The 23,312-nt window shown below is 73.5% G+C and carries 24 protein-coding genes; 10 read left to right on the top strand and 14 right to left on the bottom strand.

Annotated elements, in window-relative coordinates:
- Positions 1-10: 10 nt before the first annotated feature.
- Positions 11-979, bottom strand: a complete 969-nt coding sequence (deoC, locus tag ACFYVJ_RS01075) for a deoxyribose-phosphate aldolase (RefSeq protein ID WP_388886114.1) — start codon at positions 977-979, stop codon at positions 11-13.
- Positions 980-1,107: 128 nt separating this feature from the next.
- On the opposite strand from deoC, the gene ACFYVJ_RS01070 reads away from it, so the two are divergent.
- Positions 1,108-1,791, top strand: coding sequence for a PH domain-containing protein (locus tag ACFYVJ_RS01070; RefSeq protein WP_388885171.1), 684 nt, complete (start codon positions 1,108-1,110; stop codon positions 1,789-1,791).
- A 38-nt stretch (positions 1,792-1,829) separates the two neighbouring features.
- Here the strand turns inward: ACFYVJ_RS01070 and ACFYVJ_RS01065 are convergent, their stop codons facing one another.
- Genes ACFYVJ_RS01065 through ACFYVJ_RS01055 form a run of 3 tightly spaced genes read right to left on the bottom strand, consistent with a single transcriptional unit; the run spans position 1,830 to position 4,134 of the window.
- Entirely contained in the window at positions 1,830-3,008 is a 1,179-nt protein-coding gene (locus ACFYVJ_RS01065; RefSeq protein ID WP_388885169.1) for an NlpC/P60 family protein, read from the bottom strand.
- 41 nt (positions 3,009-3,049) lie between these two features.
- Positions 3,050-3,274 (bottom strand): DUF397 domain-containing protein, encoded by a 225-nt coding sequence (locus tag ACFYVJ_RS01060; RefSeq protein ID WP_388885167.1) that lies wholly within the window; start codon positions 3,272-3,274, stop codon positions 3,050-3,052.
- On the bottom strand, positions 3,271-4,134 hold the full coding sequence (locus tag ACFYVJ_RS01055; protein ID WP_388885165.1) for a helix-turn-helix domain-containing protein: 864 nt from the start codon (positions 4,132-4,134) through the stop codon (positions 3,271-3,273). The genes ACFYVJ_RS01060 and ACFYVJ_RS01055 overlap by 4 nt, the downstream gene beginning before the upstream one ends.
- 254 nt (positions 4,135-4,388) lie before the next feature.
- Here ACFYVJ_RS01055 and ACFYVJ_RS01050 point away from each other — a divergent pair, with 254 nt between their 5' ends.
- Both ACFYVJ_RS01050 and ACFYVJ_RS01045 read left to right on the top strand, forming a co-directional pair.
- Positions 4,389-5,033 (top strand): ATP-binding protein, encoded by a 645-nt coding sequence (locus ACFYVJ_RS01050; RefSeq protein WP_388885163.1) that lies wholly within the window; start codon positions 4,389-4,391, stop codon positions 5,031-5,033.
- Between the two features lie 26 nt (positions 5,034-5,059).
- The gene (locus ACFYVJ_RS01045; protein ID WP_388885161.1) at positions 5,060-5,314 is read left to right on the top strand and encodes a hypothetical protein; all 255 of its coding nucleotides are present in this window, start codon (positions 5,060-5,062) and stop codon (positions 5,312-5,314) included.
- A gap of 13 nt (positions 5,315-5,327) precedes the next feature.
- On the opposite strand, the gene ACFYVJ_RS01040 is transcribed toward ACFYVJ_RS01045, so the two are convergent.
- Positions 5,328-6,080, bottom strand: coding sequence for a hypothetical protein (locus tag ACFYVJ_RS01040; RefSeq protein WP_388885159.1), 753 nt, complete (start codon positions 6,078-6,080; stop codon positions 5,328-5,330).
- On the opposite strand from ACFYVJ_RS01040, the gene ACFYVJ_RS01035 reads away from it, so the two are divergent.
- The gene (locus ACFYVJ_RS01035; protein WP_388885157.1) at positions 6,026-6,352 is read left to right on the top strand and encodes a type II toxin-antitoxin system Phd/YefM family antitoxin; all 327 of its coding nucleotides are present in this window, start codon (positions 6,026-6,028) and stop codon (positions 6,350-6,352) included. The two genes, ACFYVJ_RS01040 and ACFYVJ_RS01035, sit on opposite strands and share 55 nt — an antisense overlap.
- 24 nt (positions 6,353-6,376) lie before the next feature.
- On the opposite strand, the gene ACFYVJ_RS01030 is transcribed toward ACFYVJ_RS01035, so the two are convergent.
- Both ACFYVJ_RS01030 and ACFYVJ_RS01025 read right to left on the bottom strand, forming a co-directional pair.
- Positions 6,377-8,092 (bottom strand): phospho-sugar mutase, encoded by a 1,716-nt coding sequence (locus ACFYVJ_RS01030; RefSeq protein WP_388885155.1) that lies wholly within the window; start codon positions 8,090-8,092, stop codon positions 6,377-6,379.
- Between the two features lie 109 nt (positions 8,093-8,201).
- On the bottom strand, positions 8,202-9,008 hold the full coding sequence (locus ACFYVJ_RS01025; protein ID WP_388885153.1) for a purine-nucleoside phosphorylase: 807 nt from the start codon (positions 9,006-9,008) through the stop codon (positions 8,202-8,204).
- Between the two features lie 99 nt (positions 9,009-9,107).
- Here ACFYVJ_RS01025 and ACFYVJ_RS01020 point away from each other — a divergent pair, with 99 nt between their 5' ends.
- Positions 9,108-10,559 carry an NAD(P)H-quinone dehydrogenase gene (locus ACFYVJ_RS01020; protein WP_388885151.1) on the top strand — a complete coding sequence of 484 codons (1,452 nt, stop codon included), beginning with the start codon at positions 9,108-9,110 and terminating at the stop codon, positions 10,557-10,559.
- A gap of 162 nt (positions 10,560-10,721) precedes the next feature.
- Positions 10,722-11,702 (top strand): DeoR/GlpR family DNA-binding transcription regulator, encoded by a 981-nt coding sequence (locus ACFYVJ_RS01015; RefSeq protein ID WP_388885149.1) that lies wholly within the window; start codon positions 10,722-10,724, stop codon positions 11,700-11,702.
- 295 nt (positions 11,703-11,997) lie between these two features.
- Here ACFYVJ_RS01015 and ACFYVJ_RS01010 read toward each other — a convergent pair whose 3' ends face one another.
- Positions 11,998-12,576, bottom strand: coding sequence for a TetR/AcrR family transcriptional regulator (locus ACFYVJ_RS01010; RefSeq protein ID WP_388885147.1), 579 nt, complete (start codon positions 12,574-12,576; stop codon positions 11,998-12,000).
- A gap of 117 nt (positions 12,577-12,693) precedes the next feature.
- Here ACFYVJ_RS01010 and ACFYVJ_RS01005 point away from each other — a divergent pair, with 117 nt between their 5' ends.
- The gene (locus tag ACFYVJ_RS01005; protein WP_388885145.1) at positions 12,694-14,124 is read left to right on the top strand and encodes an MFS transporter; all 1,431 of its coding nucleotides are present in this window, start codon (positions 12,694-12,696) and stop codon (positions 14,122-14,124) included.
- A 62-nt stretch (positions 14,125-14,186) separates the two neighbouring features.
- Here ACFYVJ_RS01005 and ACFYVJ_RS01000 read toward each other — a convergent pair whose 3' ends face one another.
- Positions 14,187-15,944 carry a biotin carboxylase N-terminal domain-containing protein gene (locus ACFYVJ_RS01000; RefSeq protein ID WP_388885143.1) on the bottom strand — a complete coding sequence of 586 codons (1,758 nt, stop codon included), beginning with the start codon at positions 15,942-15,944 and terminating at the stop codon, positions 14,187-14,189.
- 408 nt (positions 15,945-16,352) lie between these two features.
- Between ACFYVJ_RS01000 and ACFYVJ_RS00995 the strand changes: the two genes are divergently transcribed.
- On the top strand, positions 16,353-16,784 hold the full coding sequence (locus ACFYVJ_RS00995) for a hypothetical protein (RefSeq protein WP_388885141.1): 432 nt from the start codon (positions 16,353-16,355) through the stop codon (positions 16,782-16,784).
- A 55-nt stretch (positions 16,785-16,839) separates the two neighbouring features.
- Here ACFYVJ_RS00995 and ACFYVJ_RS00990 read toward each other — a convergent pair whose 3' ends face one another.
- From ACFYVJ_RS00990 to ACFYVJ_RS00975, 4 genes are all read right to left on the bottom strand, one after another.
- Positions 16,840-17,448 (bottom strand): Maf family protein, encoded by a 609-nt coding sequence (locus ACFYVJ_RS00990; protein WP_388885139.1) that lies wholly within the window; start codon positions 17,446-17,448, stop codon positions 16,840-16,842.
- A gap of 121 nt (positions 17,449-17,569) precedes the next feature.
- Positions 17,570-17,716 carry a morphogenic membrane protein MmpB gene (mmpB, locus tag ACFYVJ_RS00985; protein WP_164492577.1) on the bottom strand — a complete coding sequence of 49 codons (147 nt, stop codon included), beginning with the start codon at positions 17,714-17,716 and terminating at the stop codon, positions 17,570-17,572.
- A gap of 72 nt (positions 17,717-17,788) precedes the next feature.
- Entirely contained in the window at positions 17,789-18,001 is a 213-nt protein-coding gene (locus tag ACFYVJ_RS00980; RefSeq protein WP_388885136.1) for an acyl-CoA carboxylase epsilon subunit, read from the bottom strand.
- A 24-nt stretch (positions 18,002-18,025) separates the two neighbouring features.
- A complete protein-coding gene (locus ACFYVJ_RS00975; protein ID WP_388885134.1) occupies positions 18,026-19,633 on the bottom strand; it encodes an acyl-CoA carboxylase subunit beta in 1,608 nt (535 codons plus the stop codon).
- Between the two features lie 230 nt (positions 19,634-19,863).
- Between ACFYVJ_RS00975 and ACFYVJ_RS00970 the strand changes: the two genes are divergently transcribed.
- Positions 19,864-20,730 carry a biotin--[acetyl-CoA-carboxylase] ligase gene (locus tag ACFYVJ_RS00970; RefSeq protein WP_388885132.1) on the top strand — a complete coding sequence of 289 codons (867 nt, stop codon included), beginning with the start codon at positions 19,864-19,866 and terminating at the stop codon, positions 20,728-20,730.
- Positions 20,731-20,854: 124 nt separating this feature from the next.
- Complete coding sequence (locus ACFYVJ_RS00965; RefSeq protein ID WP_388886112.1) at positions 20,855-22,054, top strand: adenylate/guanylate cyclase domain-containing protein; 1,200 nt, start codon at positions 20,855-20,857, stop codon at positions 22,052-22,054.
- A gap of 129 nt (positions 22,055-22,183) precedes the next feature.
- Here ACFYVJ_RS00965 and ACFYVJ_RS00960 read toward each other — a convergent pair whose 3' ends face one another.
- Complete coding sequence (locus tag ACFYVJ_RS00960) at positions 22,184-23,287, bottom strand: diguanylate cyclase domain-containing protein (RefSeq protein ID WP_388885130.1); 1,104 nt, start codon at positions 23,285-23,287, stop codon at positions 22,184-22,186.
- Positions 23,288-23,312 lie beyond the last annotated feature (25 nt).

Raw genomic sequence — 23,312 nt, 5'->3', positions numbered from 1 at the left:
CGGACCCCCTCTAGTCCACGGTCACGTAGTCGGGGCCGGAGTAGCGGCCGGTGCGCAGCTTCTGGCGCTGCATGAGCAGGTCGTTGAGCAGGCTGGAGGCGCCGAAGCGGAACCAGCGGTTGTCCAGCCAGTCGTCCCCGGCGGTCTCGTTGACCAGCACCAGGAACTTCACCGCGTCCTTGGCCGTGCGGATGCCGCCGGCGGGCTTCACGCCGACCTGCACGCCGGTGGCCGCGCGGTAGTCCCGGACGGCTTCGAGCAGGACCAGGGTGTTGGCGGGGGTGGCGTTCACGCCGACCTTGCCGGTCGAGGTCTTGATGAAGTCGGCGCCCGCCAGCATGCCGAGCCAGCTCGCCCGGCGGATGTTGTCGTACGTGGACAGCTCGCCGGTCTCGAAGATCACCTTCAGCCGGGCGCCGGCGGCGGCCTGCCGCACCGCGCGGATCTGCTCGTAGACCTCCAGATAGCGGCCGGCGAGGAACGCGCCGCGGTCGATGACCATGTCGATCTCGTCGGCGCCCGCGGCCAGCGCCGCCCGGGTGTCGGCGAGCTTCACCTCCAGCGCCGCCCGCCCGGAGGGGAAGGCGGTGGCCACCGAGGCGACCTTGACGGCGGAGCCGGCCAGCGCCTCGGCGGCGACGGCGGCCAGGTCCGGGTAGACGCAGACTGCCGCGACCTCGGGCGTCGTACGGTCCGTGGGGTCGGGGGTACGGGCCTTGGCGCACAGGGCGCGCACCTTGCCGGGGGTGTCGGAGCCCTCGAGCGTGGTCAGGTCGATCATCGAGACCGCCAGGTCCAGCGCGTACGCCTTGGCGGTGGTCTTGATGGAGCGGGTGCCCAGGGCGGCGGCGCGGGCCTCCAGGCCGACCGGGTCGACGCCGGGCAGACCGTGCAGGAAGCGGCGGAGCGCGCCGTCGGAGGCCGTCACGTCCGCGAGGGACGCCGGCGGGCCCGCGGCTGCGGTGGGTATGCGGGGCATGGTCACCACACGAGCATATCTACCCGCGTAGCGTCCCGGGAGTGGGCCTACCGTCCGGGTGGATCGATGCGCGACCGCAATGCCGGCGCGATGTCCGGATTCCGGAGCCGTCGGGCACAATCGGCGGCATGAGCAAGGACACCCAGGACACCCGGCCGAAATACGCCGACCGCGCCTACCGCTCCGTCGCCGGCATCGCCGCCGGCGTGCTGCTGCTCGCTCTCGGCGGCTGGCTCGGCGCGGACGCCCTGGTCCGCGGCAGCGGCCAGGCGCGGGTGATCGCGGTGGCGGCGCTGGTCGCCGGGGTGCCGATGGTGGTGTCGCTGACGCTGCGCCCCGTGGTGTACGCGGGTGAGGAGCGGCTGCGGGTGCGCAACCCGTTCCGCACGATCGTGGTCCCGTGGGGCCGGGTCGAGGAGATCAGGGCGGGCTACTCCAGCGAGGTCGTCACCGAGGACGCCAAGTACCAGATGTGGGCCATCCCCGTCTCGCTGCGCGCCCGCAAGCGGGCCAACCGCCGCCGGGACCGCGCGGCCGGCGGCGGCGGGCTCTTCAGCCCGTCCAGCCGCACGGCGCTGTCCGATCCGGCGATGCGCCGCCCCGGCGGCACGGGCGCAGGGGACCTGGACCCCTCGGCGGGCGACCTGACGCCGACGGCCGACAAGTCGATCCGCGAGCTGCGCGAGCTGGCGCACACGTACGCCGACCGCGAGGGCGCGCAGGGGCCGGTCTCGGTGCGCTGGGCCTACGAGATCCTGGGCCCCGCCATCGCCGGAAGCCTGGCCCTGATCATCGCCATCGCCGTCGGCTGACCGCCCGCCCGCCGCTCGTCTCGCGCGTGACGCCGCGCCTAGCCGGGGCGGATCGCGCTGTGGATCGGCATGCTGTAGATCGACTCCGACCGGACGAAGGTGCCGGGGCGCGGGGCGTGGATCATGTGGCCGCCGCCGGTGTAGAGGCCGACGTGGCTGATGTCGTCGAAGAAGAAGACCAGGTCGCCGGGGCGCAGTTCGGCGACCGGCACGGAGGCGCCGGCGGTGACCTGGTCCCACGTCACGCGGGGGATCTCCACCCCGGCCGCCCGCCACGCGGCCTGCGTGAGACCTGAGCAGTCCCACGAGTCGGGGCCGGTGGCGCCCCACACGTAGGGCTCGCCCATCTGCGCCTCGGCGAAGGCGATGGCGGCCGCCGCCCCTTCCGATACGGGCCCGTCCGCCGCGGGTGCGGTCGCCTCCCCGGTGATGGTCCGCTCCGCCAGCTCCTGCCGCGTCTCCTCCTGCTGCTCGCGCAGCCGGCGCTGCTCGGCTGCCTCCCGCCGCGCGTGCTCACGGGCCCGCTCCTCGGCCTCGGCGCGCTCCGCGCGCTCCAGCTTGTCGAACTCCTCGCGCTCGCGGTCGCTCAGTTCCGCCTTCAACTGCCGGGCCTCGGCGAGCCTGGCCCGCAACTCCTTCTCCTGCTCGCGCAGGGACGCCTCGCGGTCCTTCAGCTCTTCCACGGCCGCGCCCGCCGCCTTGCTGCGCTTACGGGCCTCCTGCTGCCGCGCGGTGAACCGGTCCAGCGCGTGCTGCTGCCGCGCGGAGAGCCGGCTCAGCAGGTGCCGGGTGTCGGCGTACCCCTGCGGGTCCTCGGCCAGCAGCAGAACGGCGGCCTCCGACAGGCCGGTCGCCCCCGTGCGGTACTGGGTGGTGACGTAGCCGGTGAGCGTCCGCCGCGCGTCGTTGACCCGCGCGGTGGCCTGCGCGGCCCGGGCCAGCAGCCGGTCGGCCGCCGCCTGCTGCTCGTCGACCGCGGCCTCCGCCTCGTTGACGCGCCCTCCGGCGACGCCGGCCTGCCGATGCAGCTCGTTGACCCGGTCCCGTACGCCGGCCGCCCGCTGCGCGGCATCCTCGGCCCGCTCCCGCTGCTCCTCGACGGCACCGGAACCGCCGGGCTCATCGGCGACGGCGGCCTGCGTCAGCAGAACGGCCGCTATGAGGAAGGAGGCGGCAACGATCGCGGGCCGCCCACGTATCCAAGAGCGAATGGCCATCCCAAACCGCTACCCGTCCCGGCCTCGCCCATGCCTCCCGGTCAGGGGAGCAGGAGGTTGCTCTGCCCGTTCTGGATGCCGCCGGTGAAGGCCCGGTAGTCGTCTTCGGAGAGGATGAGGACCTGGGCTTCGGGGTTGCCGACGTCCTTGGAGTCGCGGAGGGCGACGACGCCGTCGATGAACGCGACCTCCAGACAGTTGTCACCGCCGTTGCTCATGGCGCTCTTGGCCCAGAGAGCGTTGGTGAGGTCAGGTTTTATCATCATGCGTAGCGCTCCTTGAGTACCTGGTGGATGCGTTCCCGGGATGCCCGCACGTCAAGGGCTTCGGCCCTGAGGTGGTCGAACCCGCTCTCGTACCGTGCCAGATGACCATCCTCCTCCAGATACAGCGAGGTTGTCATCGGCTCGACCACTGCGACGGGCGGACCCGCCGAGAAGTGCAGGAGGTGGTATGCGCCGTCGAGCCCGGCGTGGGCTCCCTGATCGAAGGGGAGCACCTGCACGTCCACGTTTTTCTGCTCGCACATGGCCAGCAGGTGTTCAAGCTGGGCCTTCATCACGGCATTGCCGCCGACGCGACGCAGCAGGGCCGCCTCGTCCAGGACACACCACAGATGGAGCGGCTCCTCACGACTCAGAACCGCCTGCCGCACCATGCGGAGCTGGACGAAGTTCGCGATCTCTCGCTGGTGCCGCCAGGCACGACTGCCCTCCACGATCGCGGTCGCGTACGCCTCAGTCTGGAGAAGCCCTGGAACGATGTTGACGAATGTCTCGCTCTTGACGGCCATTTCCTCAAGCTGCACGTAGTCCACGAACCGATCGCGGATAGCGCTCCGGTACTCGTCGAGCAGGTTGCTTCGCTTCCCGCTGTTGGCGATCTTCGCAAGTTCCCTGACCTGCCTGCGGCGGTCGTCATCGGTGAGCCCGTAGACATCGAAGAAGGCGAGCACGGACGTCGGTGCCACGCGCTGCTTGCCGTTCTCGATCCGGCTCAACGAGGGTGCGCCCGGCAGATCGAGCCGGCTCGCGGCATCCGCCAACGACAGGCCGGTGGCCTTCCGTAGCGATCGCAGCTCCAAACCGAGGCGGCGTCGGTGCAGGTTGGGCTGAGCATCGGTCATGGGTGTACCTCCCTGGCGGCGCAGACTAGCGCCGCGGGAACCTTCATTGCGCCGCAATCACTCCTTCGAGTGATGCTTCCCAGAAGTGTCACTTGCGGACAATGTTCCGCTCGTGCCACGCTTCCGCTGACGGTACAGAACGTGTCGGCTTCGCTACCGACGGTGGCCGGCGGCGGCCCCGTCACGCGGCCCGATCAGCCGTCCCGGGCCATGAGTTGAGCCATTCCCGCACGAGGTGAGCGCTGGAGGTCCCCATGAAGGTCACCGCGGAAAACGCCGAAGGGCGCTCGGCGCGCGCATGGCACGTGACCGCCGAGGCGCGAACCATCGAGCGATGGCGCACCGCGGCCGCCGCCGCAACCGCCGACATGGGCGGCGATGCCGACGCCGTGGCGGTGGTCCGGCTGGGCGTCTCGGAACTCTTGAGCAACGTCGCCATACACGCCGGGGACAAGACCTGCCGACTCACCGTCCGGGTCGACGAGGGGTGGGTCTACGTCCATGTATACGACACCTCCCGCCAGGCGCCCGCGCTCACCACCCCGGTCTGGGACGCGGAGAGCGGACGCGGTCTGTGGCTCCTGAACTCGCCGGTGGCCGACTGGGGTTACGAATGCCGGGCGGACGGCAAGGCCGTGTGGTTCCGCGTCCCGCTGACCGCCGCCGCGCGGGACCGCAAACCGGCTCCCGCGCGTGCGCCGGGCGCGCGGCGGGTGAACTTCGCGACGGTGGCCGTCGACGACAACGTCGTCTATCTCGGCCGGAAGCGGCGGATCACGGCGCTGGTCCAGACCGGTACCGGATATGTCGTGCAGTTCACCGACGCCACGGCGCTGCACGTGGTCCGCCCGCCGGACGCCGACGCGAGAGTCCGCGACACGTCGCGACGGGCACGTTGAACACCCGACTCACACGAAGGAAATCCATGTCCCTGGAAGAGCTGGTCCGTCCGGACGTCGCCCGCGAGGAAGCGGAAGAGGCCGCACGCGGCCTCGCTCACCAGGCCGAACGCCTGGGCCTCCCCCTGGAGGACATCGAAGTCACCGCCCCCTGCCCCACCTGCCGCCGTACCTCCTACACCATCCACCTGGGCACCCTCGACCCCGCCCAGACGCGCCAACTGGCCGATACCCTGCGTTCCCTGCCGCCCTCCGCCCGGCCCATGGACGGCACATGCTGACGTACGAGACCGGTCAGGGCGTCGGCGATGACTCGGTGAGCGACATCCAGTCCCGGACCGTCTCCTGATGCGAACCGGTTGCCGTGCTCCCGGCCACTGCCTGTGCCTCCGCGTCCGCGCCGGAGCGCGGCGTGCCCGCGCGGGCCAGGAGGGTGAGCGGCCACTCCGGACCCGGACCCGCCGGTTCTCCGTCGAAGGGCGTCCAGTGCCAGGGACCGGCGAACCGCCACGCCCTGCCGGCGGCATCGGCGACCTCGTCGTCCGGCTGGAGTGATGCGTACGGCCGCATCAGCAGTTCGAAGGTGAACGGGATCCCCTCCGGGTGAATCCGGTAACCCGAGCCATCGAGGTGGCTGTCGTCCGGATACTCCCGGTAGGACAGGCCGTGGCGCAGCACGGTCACGGCCAGCGTGGGGCGCGGCAGCCAACCGGTCACCCGCGGCGGGTCGTAAGGGTCGACGGCCGTCACGTGCACCACGGTCGGGGGCACTCCGATCCGGCAAGTGTCCCCTGCCTTCAGGTGCTCGGGCGGCGGGTCGGTACGGAACAGCTCACATTCCACTTCGGGCCCGGCGTATCCGCCGCCGTCCACGCCCAGGGCGGCGCCCCCGTTCCAGCGCCCGGACTCGCTGCCGGCGTCCACCTCCCACCACGGCCATCGCACCGCTATAAGGTCCCACTTCACGCCGCGCTCGACCCGCGTCGGCGTGAATGGGCAGGCAACCGACAGCACGTCACCGACCCGGAAGTCATGTGCATCCCTCATCCGCTCAAGGTAGAGCAGAGTCCTCCCGGCTCCGTGCCCTCCGGGGCAGCGGCCCCCTACGCACCATCACCCGCGGCGGTGACGCGGTGCTGATGTCCGCCGACGACTTCGACGCCTGGCAGGAGACCGTCTACCTCCTGCGCTCCCAGGCCAACGCCCGGCGGCTGCGGGGAGCCGTCGCCCGTGACAGGGCGGATTCCGCCGCGGTCAGCGTGAGCGCCGAGGAACCCGACGGCCCGGCAGGCGGACAGACGGATGACTGCGGCGGCTGAACTCCCCCACACGCACCGGAGGTCTCAGAGACCCGCTGCCGCGGAGAGGTCCTTCTTCAACTCCGCCAGGACCGCCGCCGCCGTCGCCCGTGCCGCCGGGAGGCCCGCGTGGCCTGCCGGGACCGGGATGACGGCCTCCAGGTAGCACTTCAGCTTCGGCTCCGTGCCGCTCGGGCGGACGATCACCCGGGCCGCCGCCACGCCCCGGGCCCCGTCACCCCCCAGGGTGTAGCGGAGGCCGTCCGTCGGGGGGAGGGCCGCGGTGCCCTTCGCGAGGTCCTCGGCCAGCATCACCCGCAGGCCCGCCGCCGACCGGGGCGGGTCCGTGCGGAGGCGCCGCATCGCCGCCGCGATCACGTCCAGGTCCTCCACCCGGACGGAGAGCTGGTCCGTGGCGTGCAGCCCGTGCTCCACCGCGATGTCGTCCAGCAGGTCCTGGAGCGTACGGCCGGCCGCCTTCAGCTCCGCGGCCAGCTCGGCGACGAGCAGAGCCGCGGTGATGCCGTCCTTGTCGCGGACGCCGGCCGGGTCGACGCAGTAGCCGAGGGCCTCCTCGTAGGCGTAGCGCAGGCCGTCGACCCGGGCCAGCCACTTGAAGCCCGTCAGCGTCTCCTCGTACGGCAGGCCCGCGGCCCGCGCGATCCGGCCCATGAGCGACGAGGAGACGATGGACGCGGCGAAGGTGCCCGCGGCCCCCTTCCGTACGAGGTGCGCGGCCAGCAGGGCGCCGACCTCGTCGCCGCGCAGCATCCGCCAGCCCGCCCCGCCGTCCGCCGCCGCGTCGGGTACGGCCACCGCGCAGCGGTCCGCGTCGGGGTCGTTGGCGATGATCACGTCGACCTCCCCGTCCCCCGCCGCGCGGGCCGTGGCGAACGCCAGGTCCATCGCCCCCGGCTCCTCCGGGTTGGGGAACGCGACGGTCGGGAAGTCCGGGTCCGGCTCCGCCTGCGCCGCGACCGGCACCGGGGCCGGGAAGCCGGCGCGGGTGAAGGCGGCGGCGAGCGTGGCCCCGCCGACGCCGTGCAGCGCGGTGTGCACGGTCCGTACGCCACGGGGGCCGCCCGCGGCGACGACCGCGGCGGCCCGGTCGAGGTACGCCTCCACGACCTCCTCGCCGAGGACCTCCCAGCCGTCCGCCGGGCGGGGCACGTCCGCGAGCGGGCCCACCGCCGCGATGGCCTCGGCGATCCCGGCGTCCGCGGGCGGGACGATCTGCGAGCCGCCGCCGAGGTAGACCTTGTAGCCGTTGTCCCGCGGCGGGTTGTGGCTGGCGGTGACGGTGACCCCGGCGACCGCGCCGAGGTGCCGGATCGCGAAGGCCAGCACCGGCGTCGGCAGCGGGCGGGGCAGGACGGCGGCCCGGAAGCCGGCGCTGGTCATGACGGCCGCGGTGTCCTCGGCGAAGGCGTGGCTCTTGTGCCGGGCGTCGTAGCCGACGACCACCAGGCCGCCGCCCGCACCCTGCTCGTTCAGGTACGCGGCCAGCCCCGCGGCGGCGCGGATGACGACGGCCCGGTTCATCCGCATCGGCCCCGCGCCCAGCTCTCCGCGGAGCCCGGCGGTGCCGAACTGCAGCGTGCCGGCGAAGCGCTCCGCGAGGGCGGCGGTGTCGCCGGCCCGCAGCAGGGCCGCCAGCTCGGCCCGGGTGTCGGGGTCGGGGTCCTCGGCGAGCCAGGCCCCGGCCCTGGCGGCGAGTGCGGCGGCGTCGCCGGCGGCGTCTGCGGTCGGGTTCGTCGTCACCGGTCGTCGTCCTCAGTCACTGTCGCGTCCTCTCCGTCCGTCCGTCCCCGGCCCGTCGCGGCGTACGCCCCGGCGCGTACCGCCCGAAGCTGCACGCCCGGCGCCGGCTTCACACCCGGCGCAGCACCTCGGCCAGCAGCCCGCCCATCTGCGCCGCCGAGTCGCGCCCCGCCTGCAGGACCTCCTCGTGGCTCAGCGGCTCGCCGGTCATGCCCGCCGCCAGATTCGTCACCAGCGAGATGCCCAGCACCTCGGCGCCCGCCTCGCGCGCCGCGATGGCCTCCAGGACCGTCGACATGCCCACCAGGTCGGCGCCGAGGCGGCGGAGCATCTCGATCTCGGCCGGCGTCTCGTAGTGCGGTCCCGGCAACTGGGCGTAGACGCCCTCCTCCAGGCTGGGGTCCACCTGCTTGCACAGCGCCCGCAGCCGCGGCGAGTACAGATCCGTCAGGTCGACGAAGTGTGCGCCCTCGATCGGCGAGGCCGCGGTGAGGTTGATGTGGTCCGCGATCAGCACCGGCTGGCCCGGCCGCATGCCCTCGCGCAGCCCGCCGCAGCCGTTGGTGAGCACCACGGTCTTGCAGCCCGCCGCCGCGGCCGTGCGCACGCCGTGCGCCACGGCGGCGACGCCGTGGCCTTCGTAGTAGTGCGTACGGCCGAGGAAGACCAGCGCCCGTTTGTCGCCCAGCCGGTACGAGCGGATCCGCCCGGCGTGGCCCTCCACGGCGGGCGGCGGGAAGCCGGGCAGGTCGGTGACGCGCAGCTCGTGCTCTGGCGCGCCCAGCGCTTCCGCCGCCGGTACCCAGCCGGAGCCCATCACGAGGGCGACGTCGTGGGTTTCGGCCCCGGTGAGCTCGCGGAGGCGGTCGGCGGCGGCCGCCGCGTCGGGGGCGGCGTGCGGAGTGGATGCGTTCACACGCACGAGCCTAGCCCGTCACCCCCTACGCGCGTAGAAGCGGCCCCCCACTGGGTGCCCGCCGCCCCGCGCGGGAGCCGTCGCCCGCGGCGGGGGACAATGGGGTACGTGACTCGGATCGTGATCATCGGTGGAGGCCCCGGCGGGTACGAGGCGGCGCTCGTCGCCGCGCAGCTCGGCGCGGAGGTGACGGTCGTCGACTGCGACGGCCTGGGCGGTGCGTCGGTGCTCACCGACTGCGTGCCGTCGAAGACGCTGATCGCCACCGCGGAGGTGATGACGACCTTCGACTCCTCGTACGAGGAGCTGGGCATCATCGTCGCGGACGACACGCCGCCGGAGAAGCAGGCCGCCCGCGTCGTCGGCGTGGACCTGGGCAAGGTCAACGCCCGGGTGAAGCGGCTGGCGCTGGCCCAGTCCGAGGACATCACCACGAGCGTGACGCGCGCCGGCGGCCGGGTCGTACGGGGCCGGGCGAGCGTCTCCCCGCAGCAGGCCCCGGACGGCTCGCGCACGGTCCTGGTGACCGGGGCGGCCGCGGGGGAGCCGGCGGAGCTGGTCGCGGACGCGGTGCTGGTCGCCACCGGCGGCAGCCCGCGCGAGCTGGCGGACGCGCAGCCCGACGGCGAGCGGATCCTGAACTGGAAGCAGGTCTACGACCTCGACGAACTGCCCGAGGAGCTGATCGTCGTCGGCTCCGGCGTCACCGGCGCGGAGTTCGCCGGCGCCTACCAGGCGCTCGGCTCGCGGGTCACGCTGGTCTCCAGCCGGGACCGGGTGCTGCCGGGCGAGGACCCGGACGCGGCGGGGGTGCTGGAGGACGTCTTCCGGCGCCGCGGCATGAACGTGATGAGCCGCTCCCGCGCGCAGGGCGCCAAGCGCGTCGGCGACCGGGTCGAGGTGACGCTCAACGACGGCCGGGTGATCACCGGTTCGCACTGCCTGATGGCGGTCGGCGCGGTGCCCAACACCCGCGGCATCGGCCTGGAGGAGGCCGGGGTGCGGCTGACGGACTCCGGCCACATCTGGACCGACAAGGTGTCGCGCACGAGCGCACCGGGCATCTACGCGGCGGGCGACTGCACGGGCATCTTCGCGCTCGCCTCGGTGGCGGCGATGCAGGGCCGGATCGCGATGTACCACTTCCTCGGCGAGACCGTCGCGCCGCTGCGGCTGAAGACGGTCTCCGCGAATGTGTTCACGGACCCCGAGATTGCCACGGTGGGTTACCAGCAGTCGGATGTGGACGAGGGGCGCATTGATGCACGGGTGATGAAACTGCCGCTGCTGCGCAACCCGCGGGCCAAGATGCAGGGGGTGCGGGACGGATTCGTGAAGCTGATCTGCCGCCCCGGCACCGGGATCGTGGTAGGGGGCGTGGTGGTCGCGCCGCGGGCCAGCGAGCTGATCCACCCCATCTCGATCGCCGTCGACAACAATCTGACCGTCGAACAGATCGCGAAGGCGTTTACCGTCTATCCCTCGCTGTCAGGGTCGATCGCGGAGGTCGCGCGGCAGCTCCAGGCCAGCAAGCCGGGCGGCGACGACTAGCTCCGTACCAGGTCTTCCCCGGTCCGTACCCGGTCCGGCGCACGGGTGGGCCCGGTGGGCAACCGGACGCCCATACCACCTTCGGATGTCGCCAAGGAGCATTTTCTTCTCATCGACGCAAGCGGCTGAAAGAACACGGTCTTTGGCGTTACTGTCGGTTTCGTGTTCGCTGCAGAACGTCGTCAGTTGATCCTGGAAATGGTACGGGCCAATGGGGCCGTATCCCTCCGAGAGCTTGCCCGAGTCGTACAGACCTCCGAGGTGACCGTACGCCGAGACGTACGCGCCCTGGAAGCAGAAGGGTTGCTGGACCGAAGGCACGGAGGCGCGGTCCTCCCGGGCGGTTTCACCCGTGAGTCCGGCTTCCCGCAGAAATCACATCTTGCGACCGCGGAGAAGACCGCGATCGCCGATCTGGCCGCCGGATTCGTCGAGGAGGGCGAGGCCGTCGTCGTCGGTGCCGGTACGACCACGCAGGAGCTGGCCCGCCGGCTCGCGCGCATCCCCGGCCTGACCGTCGTCACCAACTCCCTGCTCGTCGCCCAGGCGCTGGCGCACGCGAACCGGGTGGAAGTCGTCATGACCGGCGGCACGCTGCGCGGCAGCAACTACGCGCTGGTGGGCAGCGGCGCCGAGCAGTCGCTGCAGGGGCTGCGCGTCTCGCGTGCGTTCCTCTCCGGCAGCGGGCTGACCGCGGAGCGGGGGCTGTCGACGTCCAACATGCTGTCGGCGAGCGTCGACCGGGCGCTGGTGCAGGCGGCGGCGGAGGTCGTGGTGCTCGCGGACCACTCCAAGCTGGGCACCGACACGATGTTCCAGACGGTGCCCACCGACGTGATCACGCGGCTGGTCACGGACGACCCGCCGCCGAACGACGAGCGGGCGGCGACGGAGCTGCAGGCCCTGGCCGACCAGGGGGTGCAGATCGCGGTGGCGGGCCCGGAGCAGCCGGCGGGCGGTGACAGCGGCCCCCCGGCACCCCGCCGGCACCCCCGGCACGGGGGTGAGCGGCGCCGTACCGAGGACAGCGTCCCGCTCCCAGGCCAGCGCCGCACCCCTCAACCCGCCCCCACCACCATGCGCCCAGCCACCCCCCTCTCCGACCAGGGACGCGTAGCCGACCTGGCCCCCCGCCGCCGGTAACCCCGGCCGGGGGGCCCGCACTCCGCGCCCCGGCCCCCGGTGCACACCGGGCCGGCGTGGTGATCTCCCCGGTACCCGGGACACACCGCGCAAGCCCGCGGCCACACGCCTCCCGCCCGCGGTCACCTCGCGGGGCACTGCCCTCCCGGCACCCGGCTCCGCCGGGGATGGCGGTCCCGCGTCGTCGGGTCGGACGCCCGGTGTGTGCCCTTCTCGCTCGGGCCCCGGGGTGCGCCGCAGGGAGTCGTTCCCCCCCCCGGAGTCCCGCGCCCCGCGCCCTCCCCGGGGCCCGCCGTCAGGCGCCGCGTGTGCGGAGGCCGTCCAGGGCCAGGCCCAGGAGGCGGTCCGCGATCTCCGTGTCCTCCGGGTTCTTCGCCGACGCCTTCTCCGCCGCGTACGCGATCGCGCTCGTCAGCCGCAGGAGGTCGTCCGGTGCGACGTCCGCCCGCAGTTCGCCGGATCGGCGCGCGCGCGACGCCAGCAGCTCGACCGTCTCCCGCAACTGCTCCTTGCAGTTGACCATCAGGCCCTCGTCCATCAGCGTCGCCGCGATCCCGCGGATCGTCGACGACACGTCCACGTACCGCCGCATCCACGCCGCCAGCGCCGCCATCGGCGTCCCGGCCTCCGCCGTCAGCGCCCGCGCCGCCGCGTCCAGCTCGTCCACCCGCGTCTGGAACACCTCGCCCATGAGCGCGAAGCGGTCGGGGAAGTGCCGGTACAGCGTGCCGATCCCGACGCCCGCGCGGCGCGCGATCTCCTCCAGCGAGGCGTCCGCGCCGTGTTCGGCGAAGGCCACCGCGGCCTCGCCGAGCAGCCGCTCGTAGTTGCGGCGCGCGTCCGCGCGCATCGGCCGGCCCTGCACCGTTCCCATGGGCACCACCCTTCGTCGTCCCCGCTGCCGCCCAGAATGCCATTGCGAAAACGGAGGCAGCCTCCGTATAGTCAAGCGGAGCTACCCTCCACTTCATTCTCTGCCGGAGGCACATCTGTGTCCACATCCCTGCGCACGCCCACCGGCCACGGCATCCGCGGTCAGAGCCGGAAGGCCCGCGGCGCCCGCCCGGGGCTCGCCCTCACCGCGATCGTCGCCACCCAGCTCATGTTCCTGGTCGACGCCACGGTGGTGAACGTCGCACTCCCCGACATCGCGCTCGACCTCGGCTTCTCCCCGACCCGGATGTCCTGGATCCTCAACCTCTACACCCTCGCCTTCGGCGGCCTGCTGCTCCTCGGCAGCCGCGTAGGCGACCGCATAGGCCGCCGCCGCGCCCTCGTCACCGGCGTGCTCGCCTTCACCGCCGCCTCCCTCCTCGCCGGCCTCGCCCCCAGCGGCGGCTGGCTCCTCTTCGCCCGTACCGCCCAGGGCGTCGCCGCCGCCCTCGCCGCCCCCAGCACCCTCGCCCTGATCGCCACCACCTTCCCCGAAGGCCGCCAACGCGCCCGCGCGCTCGCCGTCTTCGCCTCCATCAGCGGCGCGGGCTCCGCGCTCGGCCTGGTCCTCGGTGGCGCGCTCACCGACCTCGCGTCCTGGCACTGGGTCTTCCTGATCAACCTGCCCGTCGGCCTCACCATCGCCTGGCTCGCCCCCCGCCACCTCGACGAGACCCCGCGCCAGCGCGGCCCGTTCGACGCCCTCGGCGCGCTGCTCGCGACCCTGGGCATGACCTCGCTCGTCTACGCCTTCATCCGCACCGCCGAGCAGGGCTGGAGCGACGGCCTCGCCCTCGGCGCCTTCGCCGCCGCCGCGGCGCTGATCGGCAGCTTCCTCGCCGTCGAAATCCGCGTCCGCCGCCCGCTGGTGGTCCTGTCGCTCTTCGCCGACCGCAACCGCTCGGTCTCGTACGGAACGATGCTGATGGTCCCCGCCGGGATGTTCGGCGTCTTCTACTTCACCACCCAGTACCTGCAGCGGTCCCTCGACTACAGCCCGTTCCGCGCCGGCCTGGCCTTCCTCGCGCTCACCCTGCCGCTCTTCGCCGCGTCGCGCTTCGCGCCGCGCGCCCAGGCCAGGTTCGGGCCGAAGCGCACCGCGCTGGCGGGGCTGACCCTCAACACCGCCGGGATCCTGTGGCTCACCCGCCTCGACGCCTCCTCCGGCTACGCCGACGGGCTGCTGGGCCCGCTGCTGCTCATGGGCGTCGGCGTCGGGCTGACGATGATGCAGCTCACCACCCTCATCCTCAGCGGCGTCGAGCCCGAGGACGCGGGCTCCGCCTCCGGGCTGCTGCAGACGATGCAGTACGTCGGCGGCAGCCTGGGCCTGTCCGTGCTGGTCTCCGTCTTCGACGTGGGCGTGCGGCACTCGTCGGGGCACACGTTCTTCGACGGTACGGGTGCCGCGTTCACCGCCGCGGCGGCGTTCTCCGCGGTCGCGCTGCTGCTGATGGCGGGGGCCCGGAACGTGACCCGTACGCCGTGAGAACGCGTCGGGGGCGGGCCCGCGGGCCCGCCCCCGACCGCGTCAGTCCGCGTCAGTTCAGGTCAGTCCTTGATCTCGCAGATGACGGCGCCCGACGTGAGCGTCGCGCCCATCTCCGCCGCGAGATCCTTGACCGTGCCCGCGCGATGGGCGTTGATGGGCTGCTCCATCTTCATCGCCTCCAGCACGATCACCAGATCGCCCTCCGCGACCTGCTGGCCCTCCTCGACCGCCACCTTCACGATCGTGCCCTGCATGGGCGAGGCCAGCGCGTCGCCCGAGACCGCCGAGCCGGACTTCTTCGCCGCCCGCCGCTTCGGCTTCGACCGCCCGGCCGCCGCCGAGGCGACCGCGCCCAGCGACGACGGCAGCGACACCTCCAGCCGCTTGCCGCCCACCTCGACGACCAGCGTCTCGCGGGTCTCCTCCGCCGCGTCGGCGTCAGCGCCGCCGGCGAACGGGGGGATGCCGCCCGCGAACTCCGTCTCGATCCACCGGGTGTGGACGGCGAACGGCTCGAACGCCGAGGCCGGCGCGAACGCCGGATCCCGTACCACCGCGCGGTGGAACGGCAGCGCCGTCGCCATCCCGGAGACCGTGAACTCGTCCAGCGCGCGCGCCGCGCGCTGCAGCGCCTGCTGCCGGGTCGCGCCCGTGATGACGAGCTTGGCCAGCAGCGAGTCCCACGCCGGGCCGATCACGCTGCCCGCCTCCACGCCCGCGTCCAGCCGCACGCCCGGACCGGCCGGCGGCTCGAAGGCCGTCACGGTGCCGGGCGCGGGCAGGAAGTTGCGCCCCGGGTCCTCGCCGTTGATACGGAACTCGAAGGAGTGACCCCGCACCGGCGGGTCGTCATACCCCAGTTCCTCGCCGTCGGCGATACGGAACATCTCCCGCACCAGGTCGATGCCCGTGACCTCCTCGGTCACCGGGTGCTCCACCTGGAGCCGGGTGTTGACCTCGAGGAAGGAGATCGTGCCGTCCTGGCCGACGAGGAACTCGCACGTGCCCGCGCCCTCGTAGCGCGCCTCCCGCAGGATCGCCTTCGACGCCCGGTACAGCTCGGCGTTCTGCTTCGGCGACAGGAACGGCGCCGGCGCCTCCTCCACCAGCTTCTGGTGGCGGCGCTGCAGCGAGCAGTCCCGGGTGGAGACCACGACCACGTTCCCGTGCTTGTCCGCGAGGCACTGCGTCTCCACGTGCCGCGGCCGGTCGAGATAGCGCTCGACGAAGCACTCGCCGCGGCCGAACGCGGCGATCGCCTCGCGCACCGCCGACTCGTACAGCTCGGGGACCTCTTCGAGGGTGCGGGCGACCTTCAGCCCGCGACCGCCGCCGCCGAAGGCGGCCTTGATGGCGATCGGCAGGCCGTGCTCCTCGGCGAAGGCCGTGACCTCCTCCACGCCCGCGACCGGGTCCTTCGTGCCGGCCACCAGCGGCGCGCCGGCGCGCTGGGCGATGTGCCGGGCGGACACCTTGTCGCCGAGGTCGCGGATCGCCTGCGGCGGCGGGCCGATCCACGTCAGCCCCGCGTCGAGCACGGCCTGGGCGAACTCGGCGTTCTCCGACAGGAACCCGTACCCCGGGTGGACGGCATCCGCGCCGGAGTCCTCGGCGGCCTGGAGCACCTTGCCGATGTCGAGGTAGCTCGTGGCCGGGGTGTCACCGCCGAGCGCGAACGCCTCGTCGGCCACGCGGACGTGGAGTGCGTCCCGGTCCGGCGCGGCGTAGACGGCCACACTGGCGATACCGGCGTCCCGGCAGGCGCGGGCGACCCGGACGGCGATTTCGCCACGGTTGGCGATGAGCACCTTGCGCACGTTGGCTCCCTTCTCGGAACACCGAGATTTTAGGTAATGGCGACACCTCTGCGCTGCGGGATCCCGGAGGTGAGCTTTCCCACACAGAGGGTGATCCGCGCCGCCGCACTCGGGCGCGTAGCCCTGAGTTCCCAAGGTACGCCGCATCCCGGGCCGTGCGCGCGAAACCGGCGTGTGGCCAAGGTCTCGCGCGCATTGAGCAGATGGACGGCGCATCTTTTTGTGGGAACCATACGAAGGCGAGACGGAATCTTTTCGGGTCGCCCGTCCGGTCGGATCCATGGCGCCAGCCTGTCGTGTGCCCGTCGCGTGTCCCTCGCGTGTCCATCGTGCGCGCACCCTTGCCGCTCCGGACTACCCATCAGTAGCGTGAAAGGGCCGTACGGACCTGAGTCAGGGGGTGCCGCCATGCGCAGAACCGCCGCCGCGCTGGCGGGCGCCGCGCTGCTCGCCGACGCGGTCGCGCTGGCCGTCGTGCACTTCGTCCTGGGCTCGGTCGTCGACCGCCAGGACATGTCCCTCGCCGGCCTCGACTCCGGTCTCATGTCCGCCTCCACGCGCGCGGCGGGCGTCGCGATCGGGCTCTATCTGCTGTGCTGCGGCGCGGTCTCGCTGCGCATCGCGGTACGGGACCGTGCCCCCGGGCGCGCCGGGCGGGCCCTGCTGGTGAGCTGCGCGGTGCTGCACGCGGTGCTGGCGGCGGCCGCCGTCGGGCTCGTGGGCTGGGCGGCGTTCGCGGGGCTGATGGTGCTCTTCGGGCTGATCGTGCTGACGCTGACCGCCGAGGACGTCCCCGTACGGCAGCCGGAGGGCGGCGCCGAGCCGGCACCGGCGGCCTGAGCCGCGTCGGGTCCACCGCCGCCCGCGCGGCATCCCGTACGGGCCTGTGGGCGCCCTACGCCCACAGGTCCGTGATCTGCACCCCCACGTCCGCGAGCAGCCGGCGCAGCAGCGGCAGCGAGATCCCCACGACGTTCCCGTGGTCGCCGTCGATGCCGTCGATGAACGCCGACGAGCGGCCGTCGATGGTGAACGCCCCGGCCACGTACAGCGGTTCGCCCGTCGCCACGTACGCCGCGATCTCCGCGTCGCTCGGCTCGCCGAACCGCACCACCGTCCCCGCGGTCGCGCTCGCCCGCCGCCCCGAGGCCGTGTCGATCACGCAGTGCCCCGTCTGCAGCACCCCCGAGCGGCCCCGCATCGCCTTCCACCGCGCCGTCGCGTCCTCGGCGTCCACCGGCTTTCCGAGCGCCCTGCCGTCCAGCTCCAGCACCGAGTCGCAGCCGACGACCAGCGCCCCCGCCGCCTCGGGCCGCGCGGCGACGGCGCCGGCCTTCGCCTCGGCGAGCACCAGCGCCAGCTCCGCCGGGGTCGCGGCGGTGACGGCGTCCTCGTCGACACCGCTGACGACGACCTCGGGCGCGAGCCCCGCCTGCCGGAGCAGGGCGAGCCGGGCGGGGGACTGCGACGCGAGCACGAGCGTGCGGGCGGGGTGGTGGGTCATGGGCGTCATCGTAGGCGGCGGCGGTGACATCGCCGCCGGGCACCGGCACCGGGGCCCAAGTCGTCGTGCCGGCACGACGACTTGGGCGTGTCAGGGGGCGGGGCGCCCGTGGGCCGGCGGCTCACGTGGGCAGCACGTCGGGTCCCGCCGCCCCCAGCGCCATCGTCACCACCGCCGCCAGCGCGAGCAGCCAGCCGGCGCGGCGCAGCCGCCGTTCCGCCGCACGCAACTCCGCGTCGGGTTCGTCTGGAGGGTCGGACCAGAGCATCTTCCGATGGTGCCGGTCCCGCGCCCCCGAGCGCCTGAGTACGGGTACTCAATTACGCGCGGTGCGGCCCTCCTACGACGGCCAGTACGTCGTACGCCACGCCTTCGGCCCCGGCTGCGGCGTCCGCCGGGCCAGCACCCGCCGCGCCGGATCCGCCCACTCGCCGGCCGGCCCGCCGTTCGCGCCCGCAGCGGACGACGCCGCCCGCGCCTGGACCACCGCCAGCGCCGCCGCCAGTTCCTCCGCCGTCGGGTTGCCCCGGACGACCTTGATCTCCTCGGACATCGGCCCTCCTCGACACCCGCCGTGCTACAGCGGGATGTTCCCGTGCTTCTTCGGCGGCAGCGTCTCCCGCTTGGTGCGCAGGACGCGCAGCCCCTTCGCCACCTGCCGCCGCGTCTCCGACGGCATGATGACGGCGTCCACATACCCGCGTTCGGCCGCCGCATACGGGTTCAGCAGCGCGTCCTCGTACTCCCTGATCAGCTCCGCGCGCCGCGCCTCCCGCTCCTGCTCGTCCTCGATGGCGGCGAGCGTGCGGCGGTACAGGATGTTGACCGCGCCCTGCGCGCCCATGACGGCGATCCGCGCGGTGGGCCAGGCCAGGTTCAGATCCGCGCCGAGGTGCTTGGAGCCCATGACGTCGTACGCGCCGCCGAACGCCTTGCGGGTGATCACGGTGATCAGCGGCACGGTGGCCTCGGCGTAGGCGTAGATGAGCTTGGCGCCGCGGCGGATGATCCCGTCGTACTCCTGGTCCGTGCCCGGCAGGAAGCCGGGGACGTCGACGAAGGTGAGCACGGGGACGTTGAACGCGTCGCAGGTGCGCACGAAGCGCGCGGCCTTCTCGCTGGCCTTGATGTCCAGGCAGCCGGCGAACTGCATCGGCTGGTTGGCGACGACGCCGACGGGGTGGCCCTCGACGCGGCCGAAGCCGGTGATGATGTTCGGCGCGTACAGCGCCTGGGTCTCCAGGAACTCGCGGTCGTCCAGCACGTGTTCGATGGCGGCGTGCATGTCGTACGGCTGGCTCGCCGAGTCCGGGATGAGGGTGTCCAGCTCCCGGTCCTCGTCCGTGACCGACGCCTCGCCCTCCTCGGGGAAGGCGGGGGGATCGCTGAGGTTGTTCGACGGCAGGTACGACAGGAGCGCCTTGACGTACTCGAAGGCGTCCTTCTCGTCGCCCGCCATGTGGTGGGCGACACCGGAGGTGGTGTTGTGCGTACGGGCGCCGCCCAGCTCCTCGAAGCCGACGTCCTCGCCGGTGACCGTCTTGATGACGTCGGGGCCGGTGATGAACATGTGCGAGATGCCGTCCACCATGACGGTGAAGTCCGTGATGGCGGGGGAGTACACCGCACCGCCCGCACACGGGCCGACGATGACGCTGATCTGCGGGACGACGCCCGAGCCGTGCACGTTGCGGCGGAAGATCTCCGCGAAGAGCCCCAGCGCGACGACGCCCTCCTGAATGCGCGCGCCGCCGCCGTCGTTGATGCCGATGATCGGGCAGCCGGTCTTCATCGCGAAGTCCATCGCCTTGACGATCTTCTCGCCGTAGACCTCGCCGAGGGAGCCGCCGAAGACCGTGAAGTCCTGCGAATACACCACGACGGGGCGGCCGTCGACGGTCCCGTAGCCGGTGACCACGCCGTCGCCGTACGGGCGGTTCGCCTCGATGCCGAAGTTCGTCGCACGGTGCCGGGCGAACTCGTCCAGCTCCGTGAACGACCCGTCGTCCAGCAGCAGGTCGACCCGCTCGCGCGCGGTCAGCTTGCCCTTCGCGTGCTGCTTCTCCACCGCGCGCGCCGATCCGGCGTGCGTGGCCTCCTCGATCCGCCGGCTCAGATCGGCGAGCCGGCCGCCCGTCGTGTGGCTGTCCGCCATCTCGGCGGGGGGCTCCTGGGCCATGGCCATCGCGGTGCAGCTCCTGCTCGTCGGGGGCGCCTCCGGGCGGGGAACCCGGGGGAGTGCGGGACTTACCGCTACGTAGGCTATCGGCGCTCGGCCGCCCCACGGGTGCGGCGTTGGCCACACCCGCGGCGTGGCGCGCCACCGGGGCGGTCTTGACGCCGGCGCACGGCGGGCGTAAGGGGCCCCGTGGCGTCGGCGGCGGTGGGACCGATGTCTGGCCGTAGGGTGGCCGTATGAGTGCAGATCGGGGAAGCCGCTGGTCCGACCTCGACCGTCCGCCGCTGAACGCCGACGCGCTGCGCCGGGCGCTCGTACGGACCGGAGGGCTGTGGACGTCGCTCGACGTCGTCGAGTCCACCGGCTCCACGAACGCCGACCTCGCCGCGCGCGCCCGCGAGGGAGCGGCCGAGGGCGCGGTGCTGGTCGCCGAGGAGCAGACGGCGGGGCGCGGGCGGCTGGAGCGCCGGTGGTCGGCACCGCCCCGGTCGGGGCTGTTCTTCTCCGTACTGCTGCGCCCCGAGGGCGTCCCCGTCAGCCGGTGGGGCTGGCTGCCGCTGCTCGCGGGGGTCGCCGTGGCGACCGCGCTGCCGCGGGCGGCGGGCGTGGACACGGCGCTGAAGTGGCCGAACGACGTCCTCGTCACCGTCGACGGCGAGGAGCGCAAGGCGGGCGGCATCCTCGTGGAGCGGCCCGACGCCACGAGCGAGTCCGTGGTCCTCGGCATCGGCATCAACGTCACCCTGCGCGCCGGCGAACTCCCCGTCCCGCAGGCCGGCTCGCTGGCCCTGGCGGGCGCGAAGGTCACCGACCGGGACCCGCTGCTGCGCGCCATGCTGCGGTCGCTGGAGCGGTGGTACGGAAGCTGGCGTACCGCCGGCGGCGACCCGGCCGGCGCCCGGCTGCAGGAGACGTACGCGGCGGGCTGCGCGACCCTCGGCCGGCAGGTCCGCGCGGAGCTGCCGGGCGGGACGGCCGTGACGGGGGAGGCCGTCGCGGTGGACGGCGACGGCCGGCTGGTGCTGGCGACGGCGGCGGGGCTGGCGGAGCCCGTCAGCGCGGGGGACGTGGTGCACCTGCGATCCGCGGCCGAAGCGGAGTGAGCTGGGCCACAATTCCCGTATCGTTGGAGACCGCAAGGGCGGTGGCCAGGAACGGACGGGGGGGAGGGGGCAGCCGGTGAGTGAGGTTGCGGGCTCCTCCGGCGCGGAGGAGCCGAGGGACCCGGTGGGTCCTGACGGCTCGGAGGGCGCCTCCGGCGGCGCTCCGGGCGCTTCGGGTGCCGGGGACCCGGCGGGCGTGGCGGACGCGGAGGGCCCTGAAGCTCCGGCGGCCGCGGAAGAGCCGGAGGATGCGGAAGAGCCGGTCGATCCGGAGAGCGAAGACGACCCGATCGCGATCCGCATCGAGCAGCTCATCCTGGGCTCCGACCGCCGCTACACGCCCTTCCAGGCCGCCCGCGCCGCGGGTGTGCCGATGGAGCTGGCGGCCCGCTTCTGGCGCGCCATGGGCTTCGCCGACATCGGCCAGGCCAAGGCGCTCACCGAGGCCGACGTCCTGGCCCTGCGCCGGCTGGCGGGCCTGGTGGAGGCCGGGCTGCTGAGCGAGGGCATGGCCGTGCAGGTGGCGCGGTCCACCGGGCAGACCACGGCCCGGCTGGCGGACTGGCAGATCGACTCCTTCCTCGAAGGGCTCACCGAGCCGCAGGAGGGCATGTCCCGTACGGAGATCGCCTACCCGCTGGTCGAGCTGCTGCTGCCGGAACTGGAGGAGTTCCTCGTCTATGTCTGGCGCCGCCAGCTCGCCGCGGCCACCGGCCGCGTCGTCCAGGCGCAGGACGACGACGAGATGGTCGACCGCCGCCTCGCGGTCGGCTTCGCCGACCTGGTGGGCTTCACCCGGCTGACCCGGCGGCTGGAGGAGGAGGAGCTGGGCGAGCTGGTCGAGGCGTTCGAGACCACCGCCGCCGACCTGGTCGCCGCCCACGGCGGCCGGCTCATCAAGACCCTGGGTGACGAGGTGCTGTTCTCCGCGGACGACGCGGGCACGGCGGCGGAGATCGGCATCCGGCTGATCGAGACCCTCGCCCACGACGAGACGATGCCGGAGCTGCGGGTGGGCATCGCGTTCGGCACGGTGACGACGCGGATGGGCGACGTGTTCGGCACGACGGTCAACCTGGCGTCGCGGCTGACGTCGATCGCGCCGAAGGACACGGTGCTGGTCCACAGCGACTTCGCCGAGGAGCTGATACGGGACGGCGACGCCCCGGAGTCGGAGGCGGCGGCCACGGCGGCGGAGAAGGCGGCGGCGGAGGGCGGCACGGGGGAGGCCCCGTCGTACCGCTTCGCGCTCCAGCCGATGTGGCAGCGCCCGGTGCGGGGTCTCGGCGTGGTGGAGCCCTGGCTGCTGAGCCGCCGCGGCTGAGACCCGCTCCCCCCCCCGCGACTCCCCGCGGCTGAAGGCTCCTGCTCCCGGCTCCCTGCGGCTGGCCTTCTACTCCCGGCTCCCCGCGGCTGGCGCCTTCTACTCCCGGCTCCCCGCGGCTGGCGCCTTCTACTCCCGGCTCCCCGCCTGCTGCCCCCTGAACGCCCGCCGGCTCCGCCCCCGCGGTGGGTCGTCCGCCAACTTCGTCACCTCCCTGTCCCGGCCCGCCACCACCGGACCCTCCGACTCCGCCGCCTTCGCCGCGTACTGCGCCGCGTCCGCCAGCCGCAGCAGCCGCCGCCCCGACAGCACCGGGCCGATCGGGTCCCCCGTCGACGCCACCCCGCACGCGACCCCCCGGCCCGGCTCCAGGGTCGCCGCCCGCGCGCACAACTCCGTCGCCGTCCGCACCACGTCGTCCGCCGGAGGGCCCACCGACAGCAGACAGAACTCGTCGCCGCCCAGCCGGGCGGCCAACGTGCCCGGCAGCGCCGCCCCGTGCAGCGACAGCAGCGAGCCGAATCGTTCCAGCAGGCGGTCGCCGCCCGCGTGGCCGAGCGAGTCGTTGACCTCCTTGAGGCCGTTGACGTCGCAGACCACCAGGCTGACCACGGTGCCCTCCGCCCGGTGCTGTTCCACCGCCTCGTCCAGCCGCAGGTCCAGCGCCCGGCGGTTGGCCAGCCCCGTCAGCGGGTCCGTGAACGCCAGCCGCCGCGCCTCCTCCAGCCGCTCCGTCTGCGCCAGCCCCGCCGCCACCACCGCGCTCAGCGCCGCCGCGAAGCTCTCGTCGTACGGGGTGAAGGCGGCCGCGCCGCGCGGGCGGGCGACGTACAGCTCACCCCACGCCCGCCCGTGCACCAGGATCGGCGCGAAGAGGCAACTGCCCCGCCCGTGCCGCCGCAGCATCTCCCCCCGCGGTCCAGGCGAGCCGGACGTCGCCGTCCTGGGGCCGCCGGGCGAGGCCAGGTCGGGGAAGTCGCGCAGGGGGTACGACTCGTCCGGCGGGAACTCCTCCTCGCGGGGTGTCCGCTCGCCGTCGTTCACGAGCACCCGCAGCCGCCCGCGCTCCCGCTCCCAGACGGACACCGCCGCGAACGACCCGCCCAGCGCGCGCCTGGCCCCCGCCGCCGCCGCACGCACCGTGTCGCGGGGCGTGACCGCGTCCGCCAGCGCCCGGGCCAGCTCGACCACGGCGTGCAGCGGTTCGTCCGGGGGCCGGTCGTTGCCCGTCACGGCTCCAGAGTAGGCAATCAATCCG

The organism is Streptomyces sp. NPDC004134, from assembly GCF_042874195.1.
Taxonomy (GTDB): Bacteria; Actinomycetota; Actinomycetes; order Streptomycetales; family Streptomycetaceae; genus Streptomyces.
Note: the sequence above shows the minus strand (reverse complement) of the source record. Positions and strands in the feature narration are given on the sequence as shown.

Excerpts from the sequence above, each read along its gene's own strand:
- deoC (WP_388886114.1), bottom strand. The coding sequence starts at position 979 with ATGCCCCGCATACCCACCGCAGCCGCGGGCCCGCCGGCGTCCCTCGCG.
- ACFYVJ_RS01050 (WP_388885163.1), top strand. The coding sequence starts at position 4,389 with ATGAAGGTCACCGCGGAAAACGCCGAAGGGCGCTCGGCGCGCGCATGG.
- ACFYVJ_RS00980 (WP_388885136.1), bottom strand. The coding sequence starts at position 18,001 with ATGTCCGAGGAGATCAAGGTCGTCCGGGGCAACCCGACGGCGGAGGAA.
- ACFYVJ_RS01065 (WP_388885169.1), bottom strand. The coding sequence starts at position 3,008 with ATGGCCATTCGCTCTTGGATACGTGGGCGGCCCGCGATCGTTGCCGCC.
- ACFYVJ_RS01040 (WP_388885159.1), bottom strand. The coding sequence starts at position 6,080 with ATGAGGGATGCACATGACTTCCGGGTCGGTGACGTGCTGTCGGTTGCC.
- ACFYVJ_RS00970 (WP_388885132.1), top strand. The coding sequence starts at position 19,864 with ATGAGTGCAGATCGGGGAAGCCGCTGGTCCGACCTCGACCGTCCGCCG.
- ACFYVJ_RS01070 (WP_388885171.1), top strand. The coding sequence starts at position 1,108 with ATGAGCAAGGACACCCAGGACACCCGGCCGAAATACGCCGACCGCGCC.
- ACFYVJ_RS01035 (WP_388885157.1), top strand. The coding sequence starts at position 6,026 with ATGGGCAGGCAACCGACAGCACGTCACCGACCCGGAAGTCATGTGCAT.
- mmpB (WP_164492577.1), bottom strand. The coding sequence starts at position 17,716 with ATGCTCTGGTCCGACCCTCCAGACGAACCCGACGCGGAGTTGCGTGCG.
- ACFYVJ_RS00990 (WP_388885139.1), bottom strand. The coding sequence starts at position 17,448 with ATGACCCACCACCCCGCCCGCACGCTCGTGCTCGCGTCGCAGTCCCCC.
- ACFYVJ_RS00975 (WP_388885134.1), bottom strand. The coding sequence starts at position 19,633 with ATGGCCATGGCCCAGGAGCCCCCCGCCGAGATGGCGGACAGCCACACG.
- ACFYVJ_RS01020 (WP_388885151.1), top strand. The coding sequence starts at position 9,108 with ATGGGGTACGTGACTCGGATCGTGATCATCGGTGGAGGCCCCGGCGGG.
- ACFYVJ_RS01060 (WP_388885167.1), bottom strand. The coding sequence starts at position 3,274 with ATGATGATAAAACCTGACCTCACCAACGCTCTCTGGGCCAAGAGCGCC.
- ACFYVJ_RS01055 (WP_388885165.1), bottom strand. The coding sequence starts at position 4,134 with ATGACCGATGCTCAGCCCAACCTGCACCGACGCCGCCTCGGTTTGGAG.
- ACFYVJ_RS01045 (WP_388885161.1), top strand. The coding sequence starts at position 5,060 with ATGTCCCTGGAAGAGCTGGTCCGTCCGGACGTCGCCCGCGAGGAAGCG.
- ACFYVJ_RS00995 (WP_388885141.1), top strand. The coding sequence starts at position 16,353 with ATGCGCAGAACCGCCGCCGCGCTGGCGGGCGCCGCGCTGCTCGCCGAC.
- ACFYVJ_RS01010 (WP_388885147.1), bottom strand. The coding sequence starts at position 12,576 with ATGGGAACGGTGCAGGGCCGGCCGATGCGCGCGGACGCGCGCCGCAAC.